At 69.1% G+C, this 16906-nt stretch carries 14 protein-coding genes; 7 read left to right on the plus strand and 7 right to left on the minus strand.

All coding sequences use genetic code 11. The annotated features are described in order from the left end of the window. Window positions 1-10: 10 nt before the first annotated feature. The gene (locus AC1DP3_RS10830; RefSeq protein WP_477293174.1) at window positions 11-1297 is read right to left on the minus strand and encodes an adenylosuccinate synthase; all 1287 of its coding nucleotides are present in this window, start codon (window positions 1295-1297) and stop codon (window positions 11-13) included. A gap of 299 nt (window positions 1298-1596) precedes the next feature. Between AC1DP3_RS10830 and AC1DP3_RS10835 the strand changes: the two genes are divergently transcribed. The 7 genes from AC1DP3_RS10835 (at window position 1597) to AC1DP3_RS10865 (ending at window position 10560) form a co-directional block, all read left to right on the plus strand. Continuing rightward, window positions 1597-2334, plus strand: coding sequence for a Pr6Pr family membrane protein (locus AC1DP3_RS10835; RefSeq protein WP_477293175.1), 738 nt, complete (start codon window positions 1597-1599; stop codon window positions 2332-2334). 75 nt (window positions 2335-2409) lie between these two features. Further along, on the plus strand, window positions 2410-3120 hold the full coding sequence (locus AC1DP3_RS10840; RefSeq protein WP_477293176.1) for a Pr6Pr family membrane protein: 711 nt from the start codon (window positions 2410-2412) through the stop codon (window positions 3118-3120). Between the two features lie 67 nt (window positions 3121-3187). Next, on the plus strand, window positions 3188-4630 hold the full coding sequence (gene argG, locus AC1DP3_RS10845; protein ID WP_477293177.1) for an argininosuccinate synthase: 1443 nt from the start codon (window positions 3188-3190) through the stop codon (window positions 4628-4630). A gap of 47 nt (window positions 4631-4677) precedes the next feature. After that, window positions 4678-5304, plus strand: a complete 627-nt coding sequence (locus tag AC1DP3_RS10850) for a TetR/AcrR family transcriptional regulator (RefSeq protein WP_477293178.1) — start codon at window positions 4678-4680, stop codon at window positions 5302-5304. Beyond that, window positions 5304-5987 (plus strand): hypothetical protein, encoded by a 684-nt coding sequence (locus tag AC1DP3_RS10855; RefSeq protein ID WP_477293179.1) that lies wholly within the window; start codon window positions 5304-5306, stop codon window positions 5985-5987. The genes AC1DP3_RS10850 and AC1DP3_RS10855 overlap by 1 nt, the downstream gene beginning before the upstream one ends. Further along, complete coding sequence (locus AC1DP3_RS10860; protein WP_477293180.1) at window positions 5984-7801, plus strand: YhgE/Pip family protein; 1818 nt, start codon at window positions 5984-5986, stop codon at window positions 7799-7801. The genes AC1DP3_RS10855 and AC1DP3_RS10860 overlap by 4 nt, the downstream gene beginning before the upstream one ends. A gap of 149 nt (window positions 7802-7950) precedes the next feature. After that, window positions 7951-10560, plus strand: a complete 2610-nt coding sequence (locus tag AC1DP3_RS10865) for a penicillin acylase family protein (RefSeq protein WP_477293181.1) — start codon at window positions 7951-7953, stop codon at window positions 10558-10560. A gap of 28 nt (window positions 10561-10588) precedes the next feature. On the opposite strand, the gene mnhG is transcribed toward AC1DP3_RS10865, so the two are convergent. From mnhG to AC1DP3_RS10895, 6 genes are read right to left on the minus strand one after another with little or no spacing between them, the layout of a single operon-like run. Further along, window positions 10589-10945 (minus strand): monovalent cation/H(+) antiporter subunit G, encoded by a 357-nt coding sequence (gene mnhG, locus AC1DP3_RS10870; RefSeq protein ID WP_477293182.1) that lies wholly within the window; start codon window positions 10943-10945, stop codon window positions 10589-10591. Continuing rightward, on the minus strand, window positions 10942-11211 hold the full coding sequence (locus tag AC1DP3_RS10875) for an MrpF/PhaF family protein (RefSeq protein WP_477293183.1): 270 nt from the start codon (window positions 11209-11211) through the stop codon (window positions 10942-10944). The genes mnhG and AC1DP3_RS10875 overlap by 4 nt, the downstream gene beginning before the upstream one ends. Then, window positions 11208-11786, minus strand: coding sequence for a Na+/H+ antiporter subunit E (locus AC1DP3_RS10880; RefSeq protein ID WP_477293184.1), 579 nt, complete (start codon window positions 11784-11786; stop codon window positions 11208-11210). Before AC1DP3_RS10880 ends, AC1DP3_RS10875 begins: the two co-directional genes overlap by 4 nt. Next, window positions 11783-13339, minus strand: a complete 1557-nt coding sequence (locus AC1DP3_RS10885) for a Na+/H+ antiporter subunit D (RefSeq protein ID WP_477293185.1) — start codon at window positions 13337-13339, stop codon at window positions 11783-11785. The genes AC1DP3_RS10880 and AC1DP3_RS10885 overlap by 4 nt, the downstream gene beginning before the upstream one ends. Then, on the minus strand, window positions 13336-13875 hold the full coding sequence (locus AC1DP3_RS10890) for a Na(+)/H(+) antiporter subunit C (RefSeq protein ID WP_477293186.1): 540 nt from the start codon (window positions 13873-13875) through the stop codon (window positions 13336-13338). The genes AC1DP3_RS10885 and AC1DP3_RS10890 overlap by 4 nt, the downstream gene beginning before the upstream one ends. After that, window positions 13872-16808 carry a Na+/H+ antiporter subunit A gene (locus AC1DP3_RS10895; protein WP_477293187.1) on the minus strand — a complete coding sequence of 979 codons (2937 nt, stop codon included), beginning with the start codon at window positions 16806-16808 and terminating at the stop codon, window positions 13872-13874. The genes AC1DP3_RS10890 and AC1DP3_RS10895 overlap by 4 nt, the downstream gene beginning before the upstream one ends. Between the last annotated feature and the right edge of the window lie 98 nt (window positions 16809-16906).

Genomic DNA, 16906 nt, shown 5'->3' on the forward strand with positions numbered 1-16906 from the left:
GGAAGAGCCATCAGTCGACGAGGCCGTGGCGGACGATGACCGCGTCCCGCGCAGGTCCGACGCCGATGACCGAGATGCGCGTGCCGCTCATCTTCTCGAGGGCGAGGACGTAGTCCTGCGCCTGGAGGGGAAGGTCCTCGAAGGTGCGCGCCCCCGAGATGTCGTCCTTCCAGCCCGCGAAGTGCTCGAGGATCGGCTTGGCGTGGTGGAAGTCCGTCTGGCTGACGGGCAGTTCGTCGAATCGCTCGCCGTCGACGTCGTAAGCGACGCACACGGGGATCTCGTCGAGCCCGGAGAGGATGTCGAGCTTGGTGAGCACCAGATCGGTGATGCCGTTGATGCGCGTCGCGTACCGCGTGATGGGGGCGTCGTACCAGCCGACCCGGCGGGGCCGCCCGGTGGTGGTGCCGAACTCGAAGCCGCGTGATCGGAGCCAGTCCCCCTGCTCATCGAACAGCTCCGTCGGGAAGGGGCCCGAGCCCACGCGAGTCGTATACGCCTTCACGATGCCGACGATCCGGTCGAGGCGATTCGGACCCACGCCCGATCCTGTGGCCGCTCCCCCCGACGTCGCGGACGACGAAGTGACGAACGGATAGGTGCCGTGATCGACGTCGAGCATCGTCGCCTGGCCGCCCTCGAAGACGACGACATCGCCTGCGTCGAGCGCCTCATTGAGCAGGAGGCCGGTGTCGGCCACCATGGGCCGGAGCCGGTCGACGTACGAGAGCAGGTCCTCGACGACGGCGTCCACCGCGATCGCGCGGCGGTTGTAGACCTTCAGGAGCAGGTGGTTCTTCTGGTCGAGGGCGCCCTCGACCTTCTGCCGCAGGATGTTCTCGTCGAAGAGGTCCTGCACCCGGATGCCGACGCGGTTGATCTTGTCGGCGTAGGCGGGCCCGATGCCGCGGCCGGTCGTGCCGATCTGGCGCTTGCCCAGGAAGCGCTCTGTCACACGGTCGAGCACGCGGTGGTACTGCGTGATGATGTGCGCGTTCGCGCTGATGCGCAGGCGCGAGGTGTCGAGGCCGCGCGCGTGCAGCGCCTCGAGCTCATAGAAGAGCACCTCGAGGTCGATGACGACGCCGTTCCCGATGACCGGATTGACGCCGGGGGAGAGGATGCCCGACGGAAGAAGGTGGAGGGCGTACTTCTCGTCGCCGATGACGACGGTGTGGCCGGCGTTGTTGCCGCCGTTGAACTTGACGACCCAATCGGTCCGCTCACCGAGCAGATCCGTGGCCTTCCCCTTGCCTTCGTCGCCCCACTGGACGCCGACGATCACGATTCCTGGCATGGGTCACTCCCCGGGTGGTGGCCGACGGTACACCCCATCCTATCGAGCGGGCCATCCAGCACCTCTTCGGCAAGGGCGGGGAGGCGGGCAGGCTCGGAGTACTTGCTTCTCACCGGGGGAAAACCGCATCCGACAATGCGTGTCCGCTTTTCGGGGGACACGTTGTGCACTGAGTACAAAAAGGATGTCAGCCAGTCGGTTTCCGTATAACAGGGCTCACCTACTTTCGGGACCTGCGGGACCGCACCCACTACACCTGATGGCGGGGGAGACGACACATCATCACGAAAGGTCGTCTCATGTATTGGGTATGGATCAGGATCGCGGCGGCGGTCACAGCCCTCTCGGGGGTCGTCGCCGGATTCATCGTCAATGTGGATCGCGCGGCACGCCTCGGGCAGGATCTGGGGGCCGTGCTCGCGAACTACTTCAGTCTCTTCACGATCATCTCGTCGCTCTTGAGCGTCGTGGTCCTCGTGGCAGCGGCTACCTGGTGGCAGCGGCATCCGGGAACATCTCCCGAACCGCTCAGCATCGCTCTCGGGATGGCGGCCGTGGCAGGACCGCTCATCCTGCTCGGCCTGGTATTCAATGCTCTTCTCAGGGGAGCTCCCAGTGAAGTCGCGCTGGGCGACTCCGCCGGGATCGCCTTGCTCGACTCCTACGCGACGGATGTCCTCCACGTGGTCATGCCGATCTACTTCGTGCTCGACCTGCTGCTGGCGCCACGCCGGCGCGGGCTGCCCTGGTGGTCACTGGGGGTGATCGTCGGCTACCCGCTGGCGTGGACCGCCTACACGATGATCCGCGGCGAACTGGTCGCGAACCCGGACGGCAGCACCGCGTGGTGGTACCCGTATTTCTTCCTCGACCCGCATCGTGCCGGCGGCTACCCGTCGGCTCTGATGTACATCGGGGTGATTCTCGCGGGTTTCATCGTGCTCGGCATCGGGATCATCATGATCGGGCACTTCCGCGAGAAGCGGGCAGCGACTCGCGCAGGCGCGGCACCGACGGCGGGGCGGCTCGCGCACTGAGCCAGGCGACAGCGGGGGCGGGATGACGCAGGATGCGGCATCCCGCCCTCTGGCGTCTCTCGCTAGGGTGAGCCCATGACGCGGACCCCTGCCTGGGCACAGTTCTGGACGGTGGTCAGGGCCGCGGTGGCGCTCCTGATCGGAGCCGCCATCCTCGCGCAGGCCTCGCGTACGATCGGCGGCGCGATCGAGGCCGGACGCGACGTCGCCACGACGACCGCCAACTTCTTCAGCTTCTTCACCGTCCTCTCGAACGTCATCGCGGTGACCGCGCTCGCGTGGGCCGCCGTCTGGTTCTGGACGAGAGGGCGACGGGATGCCGCTGCCCGGGAGCCGCGCTCGCTCGCGGTCGTGCTCGCCTGCGCGACCACCTACATGCTCGTGACGGGAGTGGTGTACAACACTCTGCTGCGCGGCATCCCGCTCCCGCAGGGGACGACCGTGCCGTGGTCGAACGAGGTGCTGCACGTGGTCGGGCCGCTGGCACTGGCGGCCGACCTCCTGCTCGGACCGCGGCGGCGCGCGCTGCCATGGAGCTCGATTCTCGCAGTGCTCGTCTTCCCCATCGTGTGGGTGATCTACACGCTCCTGCGCGGACCACTCACGACGAGCCCCAGCACAGGCGAGCCGTTCTGGTATCCGTATCCGTTCCTGAATCCGAACGGCTTCGACAACGGCTATGCGGGCGTGGCCGTCTACGTCGTGGGAATCGCCGTCGCGATCTCGCTTGCCGCGACCCTCGTGGTCTGGGTGGGCAGACGTCGAGGCGCAGCCGGCGCCATCTGACGGGTGCTCCTGCTCCGGGCAACGGGCGCGAAATGGGCGCGGGATGCCGCTCAGTAGACTTGAGGGCATGTCGAAGGTCCTTCAGTCCCTGCCCGTCGGCGAGCGCGTCGGCATCGCCTTCTCAGGGGGACTCGACACTTCCGTCGCCGTCGCCTGGATGCGAGACAAGGGCGCCGTTCCCTGCACCTACACGGGCGACCTCGGTCAGCCCGACGAAGACGACATCGATGCGATCCCCGGCCGCGCGCTCGAATACGGCGCCGAGGTGGCCCGCATCGTCGACTGCAAGACCGCCCTCGTCGAGGAGGGTTTCGTGGCCCTCGCATGCGGCGCCTTCCACATCCGCTCGGGCGGCCGCACCTACTTCAACACGACGCCGCTCGGCCGGGCTGTGACGGGCACGCTGCTCGTGCGGGCGATGAAGGAGGACGGCGTCGACATCTGGGGTGACGGCTCGACCTACAAGGGCAACGACATCGAGCGGTTCTACCGCTACGGCCTGCTCGCCAACCCCGCCCTGCGCATCTACAAGCCGTGGCTCGATGCGGACTTCGTCACCGAGCTCGGCGGTCGCAAAGAGATGAGCGAGTGGCTCGTCGAGCACGGCTTCCCCTACCGCGACAGCGCCGAGAAGGCGTACTCCACGGACGCCAACATCTGGGGTGCGACGCACGAGGCCAAGACGCTGGAGCACCTGGACGTGTCACTCGAGACGGTCGAGCCGATCATGGGGGTCCGCTTCTGGGACCCCGCGGTCGAGATCGAGACCGAAGACATCACCGTCTCCTTCGAGGGCGGGCGGCCGGTGGCCATCAACGGCCAGGACTTCACCGACCCGGTCGAGCTGGTGCTCGAGGCGAACCGCATCGGCGGCCGCCACGGCCTCGGCATGAGCGACCAGATCGAGAACCGCATCATCGAGGCGAAGTCGCGCGGGATCTACGAGGCTCCGGGGATGGCACTCCTCTTCATCGCGTACGAGCGCCTGGTGAACAGCATCCTGAATGAAGACACCCTCGCGACCTACCACGAGCAGGGTCGCCGCCTCGGCCGCCTGATGTACGAAGGGCGCTGGCTCGAGCCGCAGTCGCTGATGCTGCGCGAGTCGATCCAGAAGTGGGTCGGGTCGACCATCACGGGAAGCGTGACGGTGCGCCTGCGCCGGGGCGACGACTACACGATCCTCAACACGGTGGCCGCCGGCATGTCGTATTCACCCGACAAGCTCTCGATGGAGCGCGTCGGCGACGCCGCGTTCGGACCGACCGACCGCATCGGGCAGCTCACGATGCGCAACCTCGACATCGCCGACTCGCGCGCGCGGCTCGAGCAGTACGCGGGACTCGGGCTCATCGGCGGCGCGACGGGTGCCCTCGTCGGCCGCGTCACCGCGGGCGAGAGCGGCGACATCACCGAGGCCGCTCTCCCGCTCAATGCCGCGGAAGAGGCCCTGGCGGATGCGACGGATGCCGTCACCGAGGGTGCCGCCTTCGACTTCGGCACCGACTGACTGAGTCTAAGTTGCACATGAGTGTGCAACTTAGCTAGCATGAGGTGGTGAGCACATCCACCTCCGCCCAGCGACGCCCGCGACGCGACGCGATCGAGAACCGCGCCGACATCCTCGGCGCGGCCACCGACCTCATCGCGCGGGACCCGCACGCCTCGATCGACGCGATCGCCCGCGCGGCCGGCCTTTCCCGGCGAGCGCTGTACGGGCACTTCGACGACCGCGACGCGCTCGTGCGCGCGGTCATCGCGAACGGGGCCCAGCGCTTCAACGGCATCGCACTCGGCATCGAGGACGCGGATGCGCGTGTCGCGCTCGCCCGTCTTGCCTCCCTGCTGTTCCGTGAAGCCGCGCACGTGCAGGCGGTGGCATCCATCGCACTCGACGAGGCGCACGTGCACGAGACGGCCGAGGCGCTCGCCCCGCTGCGCATGCGGGTCGCCGACATCGTTCGCGCGGGCCAGGAGCGCGGCACGCTGCGCACCGATGTCGCAGCGCCCACGCTCGCACGGCTGGTCGAAGAGGCCGCACGCGCTGTGATCACCCGCATGGACGCGTCGACCGCGGACGCGCGTTCGCTCGCCGTCCGCGCGGTGCTCAGCATCGCGGGACTGTCGTGGACCGAATCCGTGGCGCTGCTCGCCGAGCACCCGATTCTGCTCGAGGACGCCTGATGCTCGTCGCGCTCACCGGGGTCTCCAAAGGTCGCGATGGCCTGGCCCTGCCCGAGACGACCGTCGAGTTCGCCTCCGGTCGCGCACGTCTCGCCATCTCCGAGACCGAGCAGCGGCCGACGATCCTCGGGCTCATCGCGGCCGGTCGCATGCGTCCCGACACCGGGAACGTGACGATCGACGGCGCGAAGGATGCCTCCGCCCTCCGCCGCCGCGTGGCACTGGTGGATGCTCCCGACGTCTCCGAACCCGCCTCCAACGTCACCGTGGCCGGCATCGTCGCCGAAGAGCTCATGTTCGCGGGACGCGCCTCCCACCCGGTCGCCGCCCTGCGCTGGCTCGACGAGGCCGGCGCGCGCGACCTCGCTCGCGTGCCCATCGCCGACGTCGCCCCCACCCAGCGCCTGCGGCTGCTCCTCGAGCTGGCGATCCTCCGCGAGGGAGTGGAAGGCGTGGTGCTCGTCTCTCCCGACCGCCACGGCGGCGACCCCCGGGAGTGGTGGGCGCTCGCTGAGCAGCTCGCCGCGCGCGGCTGCGCCGTGCTGGTCATCGCGGGGGAGGCATCCGTCACGGTGCTCCGCTCACCCGCGCGACACACCGGTGCCCGCCTGCGCTCGAGCCGCGTCCGCCCGCGGCCCACCCGGGCACTCAGCGCGCACGGCACACCGGGCGGACGCTCATGAAGATCCCGGCCATGATCTCGGCCGAGCTGAGACGGCTCACGGCCACCCGCATGTCGGTCATCGCCCTGGTCGCGCTCCTCCTCGTCCCCGTGCTCTACGGCGGTCTCTACCTGTGGGCGAATCAGGACCCGTACGGCAGGTTCGGCGAGATCCCCGTCGCGCTGGTGAACGCCGACACCGGGGTGGCGGCATCCGGTGACGAACCCGCGTCGAACTACGGCGAGCGCATCGCCGACGAGCTGCTCGAGGGAGCGGCGTTCGACTGGCGTGCCATGTCGGCGTCTGACGCCGAGCACGCCCTCGAGGGCGGGACCGTGGATTTCACCGTGGTGATCCCGTCGGACTTCTCGGCGGCCCTCGCCTCGGCATCCGGGGATCAGCCGATCCAGGCGACGATCCAGCTCGAGACGAACGACGCGAACAACTACCTCGCCTCGACGATCGGCACCCAGGCGGTCGAGAAGATCCGCGCCTCGGTCGCGCAGCTCGTCGCCAAGGAGGCCGCAGGTCAGCTGCTCACCGGCATCGCCGACATCCGGGTGCAGCTTTCGGACGCGGTCGACGGTGCCGTCCAGCTGGCCGACGGCGCAGCCGGGGCCGCAGTCGGCGCCCAGCAGGTCGACGAAGGAGCGGCCCAGCTCGCGGCAGGGACCAGGACGCTCGCCTCGGGTGCACACGAGGTCGCGGACGGCGCCCGGCAGGTCGCCGCAGGCACCCAGACGATCGCCGACTACGCCGACCGGGCCGGCACCGCCGTGCAGGCGGCCGCCGAGGCTCTCCCCGAGGTCCGCACCGGGATCGCGCAGTCCCTGGCCGAGCAGGGACTCGATGCGTCGCAGATCGACGCGGTCCTGGCGAAGCTGGATCCCGTGGCAGACGAGCTCCGCCGCGGGGACGACACCGTGCAGGCGGCCGTGAACAAGGTGGACGCACTCGCCGCCGGCGCGTCGCAGGTCGCCACCGGGGCTGCGCAGGTCGCCACGGGCGCCGACTCCGCCGCCGACGGCAGCGGCCGGCTGAGCACCGGGGCCACCGCTCTCGCGGATGGTCTCGTGACGCTTTCGGACGGTGCGGGACAGCTGCGCGACGGGCTTGCGGCCGGAGTCGACTCGATCCCCGACTCCTCCGCGGACCTCCGCGACCGTCAGGCGCAGACGATCTCCGACCCCGTGTCGGTCGAGTCCGGCAAGGTCGCCTCGGCCGCCGACTACGGTGCGGGCCTGGCACCGTTCTTCGCCGCCCTCGCCGGCTGGATCGGCATCTACGCCCTGTTCCTCATCGTCAAGCCGATCTCGCGGCGCGCCGTCACGGCCCTCCATTCACCGATCCGCGTGACGGCGGCAGGCTGGCTCACCCCGGCGATCCTGGGCGGTCTCCAGATGGCGGGGCTGTTCGCGGTGCTCGCGTTCGCCCTGGGCTTCGGGTTCGCCAACCCGCTGGGAACCCTCGGCGTCATGGTGCTCGCGTCGTTCACCTACGCGGCGGTCATCCTCGCGCTCAACGTGTGGCTCGGGTCGGTGGGGCAGTTCCTCGGGCTCGTCCTCATGGTGGTGCAGCTCGTGACGGCGGGCGGCACCTTCCCGTGGCAGACCCTTCCTGACCCGCTCGGGACGGTCCACCAGGTGCTGCCGATGGGCTTCGTCGTCGATGCGATGCGCCAGCTCATGTACGGCGGCGACCTCGCGCGCGTGAGCACGGACGCGCTCTCGCTCGTCGGCTGGATGCTCGGAGGACTCGTCCTCGCCGCGATCGGGGTGACGAGGATGACGCATTTCCGGACGCTCCGGGATCTGCAGCCCAGCCTGATCGGCTGAGCCGGCACCGGCGGAAAACGCCGGTCGCGGCATCCCGTGGCATCCCGGGATACGATGCCAGACGGTGCCCTCGCGACCCGAACGCGTGGCACTCGGGTCCGTCTCGCGTGAAACGCGGTCCCGGCACGCCACACGCAAAGGAAGCTTCAATGCCGAAGACCGCCACAGGCCCCGTCCCGACCCCGCGGGAGCGATCCCTGGGGCGGAGGATCGGAGCCATAGCCTTCGGAATCGTGGCGGGGCTCATCATTCTCGCCCTCGTCGGAGTCGGGCTCGTCGCCTTCACCGTGCAGCGTTCGTTCCCGCAGGTGTCGGGCGAGGTGGCCGTGCCGGGTCTCGACGCCGAAGTCTCGGTGCAGCGCGATGGCCTCGGCATCCCCGTCATCACCGCGGGAAGCTCGCATGACCTCTTCTACGCGCAGGGGTACGTGCACGCGCAGGACCGGTTCTGGGAGATGGACTTCCGCCGGCACGTCACGGCGGGGCGGGTGGCCGAGCTGTTCGGCGAATCGCAGGTCGCGACCGATACCTTCCTCCGCACACTCGGCTGGCGAGAAGTCGCCGAGCAGGAGGTCGAGGCGCTCGACGAGTCGGTGCGTGGCTACTACGACGCCTACGCCGAGGGCGTCAACGCCTACCTCGCCGATCACCAGGGATCCGCAGCCTCGCTCGAGTACGCCGTCCTCGGGCTGCAGAACCCCGGCTACGAGATCGAGCCGTGGACACCCGCCGATTCCGTCGCGTGGCTCAAGGCCATGGCCTGGGACCTCCGCGGCAACATCGAGACCGAGACCGAGCGCGCTCTCATGGCGCCTGACTTCACGCCCGAGCAGATCTCGGAGCTGTACCCGGCCTATCCCTTCGACCGGAACCCGGTGATCGTCCCGAAGATCACCGCGATCGAGGGCGCAATTCAGCCCGTCGGGTCCGCGCTCGGGACGGATGCCGCTCCCACCGCTGTGACCGCCTCCGTGAACTGGCAGGAGGTCGGGAGCGTGGTCGAGGCGGTGTCGGCCCTCGTCGGCGACACCGGCGAGGGCATCGGATCCAACTCGTGGGTGATCTCCGGCGAGCTGACCGAGTCCGGGATGCCGCTCCTCGCGAACGATCCGCACCTCGGAGCGGATCTGCCGAGCGTCTGGCACCAGATCGGGCTGCGCTGCGCCCCGGTGAGCGACACATGCCCGTTCGACGTCGCCGGCTTCGGCTTCTCAGGCGTACCCGGGGTGGTCATCGGGCACAACAGCCAGATCGCGTGGGGGTTCACCAACCTCACGACAGACGTCACCGATCTGTACCTCGAGAAGGTCGAGGGCGACCAGTACTGGCGCGACGGCGCCCAGGTCCCGCTGGACGAGCGCACCGAGACCATCAAGGTCGCGGGCGGCGATCCGGTCGAGCTGACGATCCGCTCGACCGTGCACGGCCCCATCATCTCCGGCCTCACCCCGGACTTCACCGCGATCGCCGACGACCCGTACACGGGCACGGGCGGGGTCGCCGCGTCCCCCGCCGACCCGCCCGCGGGCGACTATGCGGTGAGCCTGCAGTGGACCGCCCTGCAGCCCGGGACCACGGCATCCGCTCTCTTCGCGATGAACGCCGCGCAGGACTTCACGGCCTTCCGCGCGGCCGCGGCGCTCTTCGACGTCCCCGCCCAGAACCTCGTGTACGCCGACGTGACCGGCAACATCGGCTACCAGACGCCGGGACGGCTTCCGATCCGCGGGGCAGGCGACGGCTCGCTGCCCCAGCCCGGCTGGGACTCCGCCTACGACTGGACGGGGTACATCCCCTTCGAGGAGCTGCCCGTCTCGTTCAATCCGGACGAGGGATACATCGTGACGGCGAACAATGCCATCGTCAGCGCCGCGTACCCGTACTTCCTCACCAATGACTGGGATTACGGCTGGCGGGCGGCGCGCATCACAGAGCTCATCGAGCGCACGGCCGCCAACGGCAGGCTGACGGCTGAAGACGTCCGTGACATCCAGGCGGACGATCAGTTCTGGATGGGCATGCGGCTCGCCGCAGTCTATGACGGCCGCAGCACCGGTGACGACGAGGCGGATGCCGCCATCGAGCTGCTCGGCACCTGGGACGCGCAGAGCACGGCTGATTCCGCTGCCGCGGCCTACGCCAATGTCCTCTGGGACGAGCTCGTGCAGAATCTCTTCGTCCGCGGGCGCGAGACACCGGCCCCGCTCTCAGGCCAGGGGAGGCTCTTCCTGGTGGTCGACCGACTGCTCGACGACCCCTCGTCGCCATGGTGGACCAACCCCGAACTCGGCGTCTCGAGCCAGGACGAGATGCTGGAGCGCACGGCCGAAGACGCCTACAAGCGACTCGCGGCGCTCCAGGGCGACCGTCCCGAGCGCTGGAACTGGGGACAGCTGCACGCGCTCACCCTCACCAGCGGCACCTTCGGGTCATCGGGCATCGCGCCCATCGAGTGGCTCTTCAACCGGGGCCCCTACCCGGTGGGCGGCGGCAGCTCGGTGGTGAACGCGACCGGCTGGACTCTCGGCGAGGGATTCGAGACGGTGACGGTGCCGTCGATGCGCATGATCGTCGACCTGTCCGACCTCGATGCATCAGGCTGGAACCACCTCACCGGAGCAAGCGGTCACGCCTTCCACAAGAACTACGTCGATCAGGTGGAAACCTGGCGCAGCATGCAGACCACGCCCTGGGCCTTCAGTCAGGAGGCGGTCGATGCGGCCACCACCGACACGCTGACGCTCGTCCCGGCATCCTGAGCCTTCAAGAGTCCTGTCGCGGGAGTCGTCAGCCGCCCGCGGCAGGGGGGGTCTCGCGTGACTCGGCCAGCTCGTCGACGCGCAGGGAGTGCCGATCGATCGTCCCGTTGCGATAGGCCTGCCGCCCCACCATGTGCGCCGAAAGAGGCGCGGTGGCGAACTGGACGAGCACCACAGGCACGAGGAAGGCGACGACCGGCCAGGATCGCAGCGACAGTGCGATCGCCAGGGAGATGAGCACCATTCCCAGCACCTGGGGCTTCGTCGCGGCGTGCAGCCGCGTGGGCACATCCCGGAAGCGCACCAGCCCGATGGCCGCGCTGAGACACAGCAGCGCCCCCAGCGCGATGAGCACGAGCGCGATCACATCCAGTACGGCGGTCATGAGGTGTCACCATCCCTTCGGGCGACCCAGCGGGCGATCGACACCGAGCCGAAGACGCCCAGTGCGGCGATGACGAGCAGCACGGGGAGCGTGCGGGTGTGGTGGTTGATCGCCATCTCTGCCCCGAGCGCGCACATCACCAGCGTCAGCAGCACATCGGCGGCGACGGCACGGTCGAGGATCGAAGGACCTACGACGATCCGCCAGAGGGTCACGAGCGCCGCGGCGGCGAAGACGGCCGCGATGACGAAGATGAACAGGCTCACGAGGCGGCTCCGGCCTTGGCCGCGGCGACGCGGTCGATCTGGGCGTGCGAGCCGACGGCGCGCACGATGCGCTCCTCCCACAGCAGGATGCTCTCGCGCTGGTGCTCGACATCCTGATCCGAGCGGACGCCGATGATGTGCAGGTACAGGATCCGCCGGTCGCGGTCGGCGTCGATGATGAGGGATCCGGGAATAAGGGATGCCGTCACCGCCGTGTGCGTCATGATCAGGTCGTCGTCGATCCGCAGCGGCACCGCGATCACGGCGGCGCCCGGCTGCCGCCGGAAGTCGAACACCTGCCAGGCGACGGTGAGGGAGCCTCGCACGAGCGCCACGAGGAACTCGAGCACGAAGACAAGGCCCCACCAGAGGTTCACCCGGCCCGACAGCTCCACCGGCGGAAGGCGGAAGACGCGAGTCACGACGACCGCCGCCGCCACGCCGGTGAGGAACGCCACCACGGTGAACTGGCCCCAGAGCAGCATCCACAGCGCGACGAGCCACACGAAGAAGGGGAGCTGCCGCCACGCCTGGGCTGCGATCCGGCGCGGGCTCTGCCGTGAATCGGGGCTCACTGTCCCACCTCCTCCTGCAGCTGCGTCAGGCTGACGGGCTCGAGCAGCGAGTCCCCGATGCGGGAGCAGACCTCGTACAGGGGGCCCGCGAAGACCGTGAGCGCGATCGTCACTCCCACCATGCCGGCCGTCGTCATCGTCATGATGCTCGGGATGACGCGGCGCTCGGTCTCGATGCCGGCTGCGGGGGCCGAGCCGAGGTACGAGATGCGGGATTCCGTCTCGGCCGAGTCCTCCTCCTCGCGCCAGAACGAGAGGTTCCACGCACGCATCAGGGCGTAGAGCGTCAGCAGGCTGGTGACGATGCCTCCGACGATCAGCACCATCATGATCGGCGTGCCCACCTCCGCTGCGGCGTCGAACAGCGCGTACTTGCCGATGAAGCCCGAGAAGGGCGGGAGGCCGCCCAGGTTGATGGCCGGGATGAAGTACAGCACGGCGATCACCGGGGCCGCCCGCATGAGCCCCTTGACCCGCAGGATCGACGTGCTCCCTGCTCGGCGCTCGATCAGGCCGATGGCGAGGAACAGCGTCGTCTGCACCACGATGTGGTGGACCATGTAGTAGATCGTGGCCCCGATCGCGGCGGGGGTGGCGATTGCGAGGCCGAACACCATGTACCCGACGTGGCTCACGAGCGTGAACGACAGGATGCGCTTGAGCTCGGCCTGGGCGACGGCGCCGAGCACGCCGACGATCATCGTCGCCAGCGCCACGATCATCAGCAGCAGATTGACGTCGCTGTCGGCGAAGAGCTGCGTTTCGGTGCGGATGAGGGCGTAGACCCCGACCTTCGTCAGGAGGCCGGCGAACACCGCCGTGACGGGCGCCGGAGCGGTCGGATACGAGTCGGGCAGCCAGAACGACAGCGGGAACACGGCCGCCTTGATGCTGAAGGCGAGCAGCAGCATGAGGTGCAGCAGCAGCTGCGTGTCGGGCGGCAGCTGTGTCATCCGCTCCGAGATCTGCATCATGTTGACCGTTCCCAGCGCCCCGTAGATCATCGCGATCGCGGCGAGGAAGAGGATGGACGAGACCAGCGACACGACGATGTAGACCACGCCGGTGCGGATCCGGGACTCGGTGGAGCCGAGGGTGATGAGCACGTAGGACGCGACCAGCAGGATCTCGAACCCGACGTACAGATTGAAGAGATCGCCCGCGATGAAGGCGGTGAAGATGCCCGCCGACAGGATGAGGTACGACGGGTGGAAGATCGAGACCGGAGTCTCGTCGTCMCCGTCTGCGGCGCCCTGTCCGACCGAGAAGAGCAGCACCGCCAGCAGCACGATGCTCGACACGACGACGAGCAGCGCCGAAAGCCGGTCGACGTACAGGACGATCCCGAACGGAACCGGCCACCCTCCCACTGAGACGGCGAGCGCCTGCCCTCCACTGTCGACGACGTACAGGAGCACCGCGGCGATGATCAGCACGAGGCTCAGCGTCACGATCGACACAGCCACCTGCACCCGCCGATGGCGGCCGGCGATGAGGGCGATGGCCGCCCCGAGGAGGGGCAGCGTCGCCAGGAGCGGAACGAGGGCGTTCACGGCGCATCGCCCCCATCCTCCGGCGAGGACCGGCGCCGGGGCTCATCGGACGGAGCGTCATCGACGATTCCGGGGAAGTCACGGCTGCCGAGCACGGTGATCGGCGCCGTGTCGACGCCGACGAAGTCGGTCACCGCGTCGTCGCGCTGGAACTCGGCCTCGCCGTCGATCGCCGCTTCGGCCGCGATCGCGCGCCCGCGGACCGCGAGGTCTGCTTCGTCGTCGGTGAACGTGTCGGCCTGCCCGAGCTGCCACGAGCGGTAGATGAGCGCGAGGAGGAACGCCGACACCGCGAAGGTGATGACGATGGCGGTCAGCGTGAGTGCTTGGGGGAGCGGATCGGATGTCGCACCCTCGGTGCCGTAGAACGGCGCGGCACCCGGATCGCCCATGACGACGAGCAGGAGGAGGTTCGCGGCGTTGCCGAGCAGGAGGAACCCGATCAGCACGCGCGTCAGACTGCGTTCGAGCATCGCGTAGACGCCGCAGGCGAAGAGCACCGCCATGATGACGATCAGGACGAGGGAGACGGTCACGAGATCTCCGCCCCGGCGCGCGCCGACCGCAGCTCCTGGGTCTGCCGGTCGACCTCTGCGCCGAGACTGCGGAGCACATCGAGGACGAGTCCGATGACGACGAGGTACACCCCGACGTCGAACAGCGTCGACGTGACGAATTCGACGGTGCCCAGCCCCGCGACATCGAGTTCGAGGAATGCGCTCTTCAACGGCGGGAGCCCGAGCAGGAGAGGCGCCGTCGCACAGGCGACGGCGATGGTCATACCGACGCCCAGGAGGCGTCCGGCATCGGTGGGCGCTGCGGCCCCGAGCTCGTGGCGGCCGCCCGCCACGTACCGCATGACGAGGGCCATGCCGGCGATGAGCCCTCCGGCGAATCCGCCGCCGGGGAGGTTGTGCCCCGCGAAGAGCACGTAGAGCGACACGATGATGATCGTGTGGAACAGGATCCGCACGATCACCTCGAGGATGATCGAGCGGTTCTCCGGGTCGACCCGCTGTCCACCGACGAGCCAGGCCTGCGGGCGGTGACGGAGGTCGGCCGTCTGCGGGCGCGGGCCGTCCTCGGTCTCGACCAGCAGGCGGCGCGACCGCGACGCGACGCGCGGAAGCGGAGCGGTCATCACCGAGAGCGTGTCCGCCCGATGGGTGACGAAGACGAGCGAAGCCACGCCCGTCGCCGCCACGATCAGGACGGAGAGCTCGCCCATGGTGTCCCAGCCGCGGATGTCGACCAGGGCCACGTTCACGGTGTTCTTCCCATGGCCGAGCTCGTACGCGAGCCGCGTCCACTCCGACGAGACGGAGGTCGCGGTGCGCGCCCCCGTCGCAACGAGGGCGACGAGCGCCATCGTGAGGCCGACGGCCACGCCCAGGAATGCGCGCGCGAACGGCGCGACCGAGGCATTGTGCTCGCCGAGACGGGACGGGATGCGGCGGAGGACCAGCGCGAACGCGACGAGTGTGACCGTCTCGACGAGGATCTGCGTCAGCGCGAGGTCAGGTGCGCCGCTGGTCGCGAAGAGCACGACCATGCCGAGGCCCGTGACCGACACGAGCACGACGCCGGTGTAACGCTTGCGTGCCCGGGTGGCGATGATGCCGGCGACGATCATGAGCGGCGCCACCAGCAGCTGGGCCGGTGTCTGATACGCCTCGAAATCCGCGCGCCACTCGCCTCCGGAAAGGAGCACGGTGCCTTCGGCGGCGACGAAGACGATGAAGATGGTGCCGACATACACGGGAAGCGACCCCGTCTGCGTGAAGCTCGTCGTGATCACCGAGAGCCGGGCGATGCCTCGGAGGGCTGCGTTGTAGGCATYCGCGGCGCTGAAGGGCAGGATGCGGGCGATCGTCACGCGACGCGTGAGCGCGAAGACCAGGATGCCGACCGCGATCGTCGCCAGTGAGATCCAGAGCGCGGGCTCCAGCCCGTGCCACAGCGCGAGATGCGCGCTGTGCTCGGGTGCGGGGATGCCGGGTGTGGAGGGGGGAGCCGTGTCTGCATAGGGGGCGAGCGCCCGGTCGAGGAGCGGAGCCGCGAGGCCTCCGACGAGGGTCAGCCCGGAGAGGATGACGGGGGCGCCCAGGAAGCCGATCGGCGGGTCGGGCCACGGGGTGTCGGGCAGGCGCGCGCCCTCGGCATCCCTCTTGATCCCGTAGGCGCCCCAGAGGAAGCGGGCGCCGTAGGCGGCGGTCAGAACGGAGCCCAGCACGACCCCCGCGAAAGCGACGATGCCCCACGCCGAGCCGTGCGCGGCCTCGTAGAGCAGAGCGGTCAGCGCGGTCTCTTTGGCGACGAACCCGATCGTGGGGATGATCCCCACCATCGAAGCCACCGCGAGCACGGAGAACGTGGCCATCACGGGTGCCTGCCGGGCCAGGCCGCTGAGCTCGCGGATGTCTCGCGTCGAGAGCTGGCGGTCGATCACCCCGACGACGAGGAAGAGGCTCGACTTGAAGAGCGCGTGGCCGATGAGCAGCGCAAGACCCGCGAGTGCGGCATCCCTCGTTCCGAACCCGAGCATGACCGTGAGGAAGCCGAGCTGACTCACCGTCCCGAACGCGAGGATGCGCTTGAGGTCGGTCTCTCGCAGAGCCTGCCACCCACCGAGGAGCATCGTGAAGACGCCCAGCGACACCACGATGGGGCGCCACGGCGGAGCGATCGCGAAGACGGGCGCGAGGCGCGCGATGAGGTAGATGCCCGCCTTCACCATGGCGGCGGCGTGCAGGTAGGCGCTGACGGGAGTCGGAGCGGCCATCGCTCCCGGCAGCCAGAAGTGGAAGGGGAAGATCGCCGACTTGCTGAGCGCGCCGACGAGGATGAGCACCAGGGCGGCGTCGACGACCGGTCCGGCCGGCACCTCCGCGAGGATCGTCGACAGGCTGGAGGTGCCGGCTTCGACCACGATCAGCACGACGCCGATCAGCATCACGAGTCCGCCCAGCGTCGTGACGAGGAGCGCCTGCAGCGCGGCCCGGCGGCTGGCCCCACGGCGGTGGTAGTAGCCGATGAGGAGATAGGACAGGACGCTCGTCGCCTCCCAGAACATGACGAGCACGACGATGTCGTCGGTCAGGACGAGCCCGTACATCGCTCCGGCGAAGGCCAGCAGCACGGCCGCGAACTGCCCGACGCCTTCGGTCTTGCCGCGGAAGTACCAGCGGCAGTAGAGCATGACGAGGGCGCCGACGCCCGTCACGATGAGGGCCATCACCCATCCGAGGGTGTCCATGCGCATCGAGAGGTCGATGCCGAGGGCGGGAATCCACGCGTAGGTCTCGAACCTCACGCCACCGCCCACGATGAACGGGGTCTGGATCGCAGCCTGGATGAAGGCCGCGAGCGGCAGAAGCGCGGAGAGATAGAACGCCCGCGCGCCCACCCGGCCGACGAGCCACGGGACCAGAAGAGGCAGCACCGCGAACGCGCCGAGGAGGATGAGCATGCGCGGCCTCCTCGGGGGTCGCAGCCTAAGCCAGTGCGTTCGGGGTCACGTTCAGTCTATGCGCGGGGACCGCGGTGGCCGCCGGTGCCCGGGAACCG

Source organism: Microbacterium sp. P5_B6, assembly GCF_056400345.1.

Excerpts from the sequence above, each read along its gene's own strand:
- AC1DP3_RS10830 (WP_477293174.1), bottom strand. The coding sequence starts at position 1,297 with ATGCCAGGAATCGTGATCGTCGGCGTCCAGTGGGGCGACGAAGGCAAG.
- AC1DP3_RS10835 (WP_477293175.1), top strand. The coding sequence starts at position 1,597 with ATGTATTGGGTATGGATCAGGATCGCGGCGGCGGTCACAGCCCTCTCG.
- AC1DP3_RS10840 (WP_477293176.1), top strand. The coding sequence starts at position 2,410 with ATGACGCGGACCCCTGCCTGGGCACAGTTCTGGACGGTGGTCAGGGCC.
- argG (WP_477293177.1), top strand. The coding sequence starts at position 3,188 with ATGTCGAAGGTCCTTCAGTCCCTGCCCGTCGGCGAGCGCGTCGGCATC.
- AC1DP3_RS10855 (WP_477293179.1), top strand. The coding sequence starts at position 5,304 with ATGCTCGTCGCGCTCACCGGGGTCTCCAAAGGTCGCGATGGCCTGGCC.
- AC1DP3_RS10860 (WP_477293180.1), top strand. The coding sequence starts at position 5,984 with ATGAAGATCCCGGCCATGATCTCGGCCGAGCTGAGACGGCTCACGGCC.
- AC1DP3_RS10865 (WP_477293181.1), top strand. The coding sequence starts at position 7,951 with ATGCCGAAGACCGCCACAGGCCCCGTCCCGACCCCGCGGGAGCGATCC.
- mnhG (WP_477293182.1), bottom strand. The coding sequence starts at position 10,945 with ATGACCGCCGTACTGGATGTGATCGCGCTCGTGCTCATCGCGCTGGGG.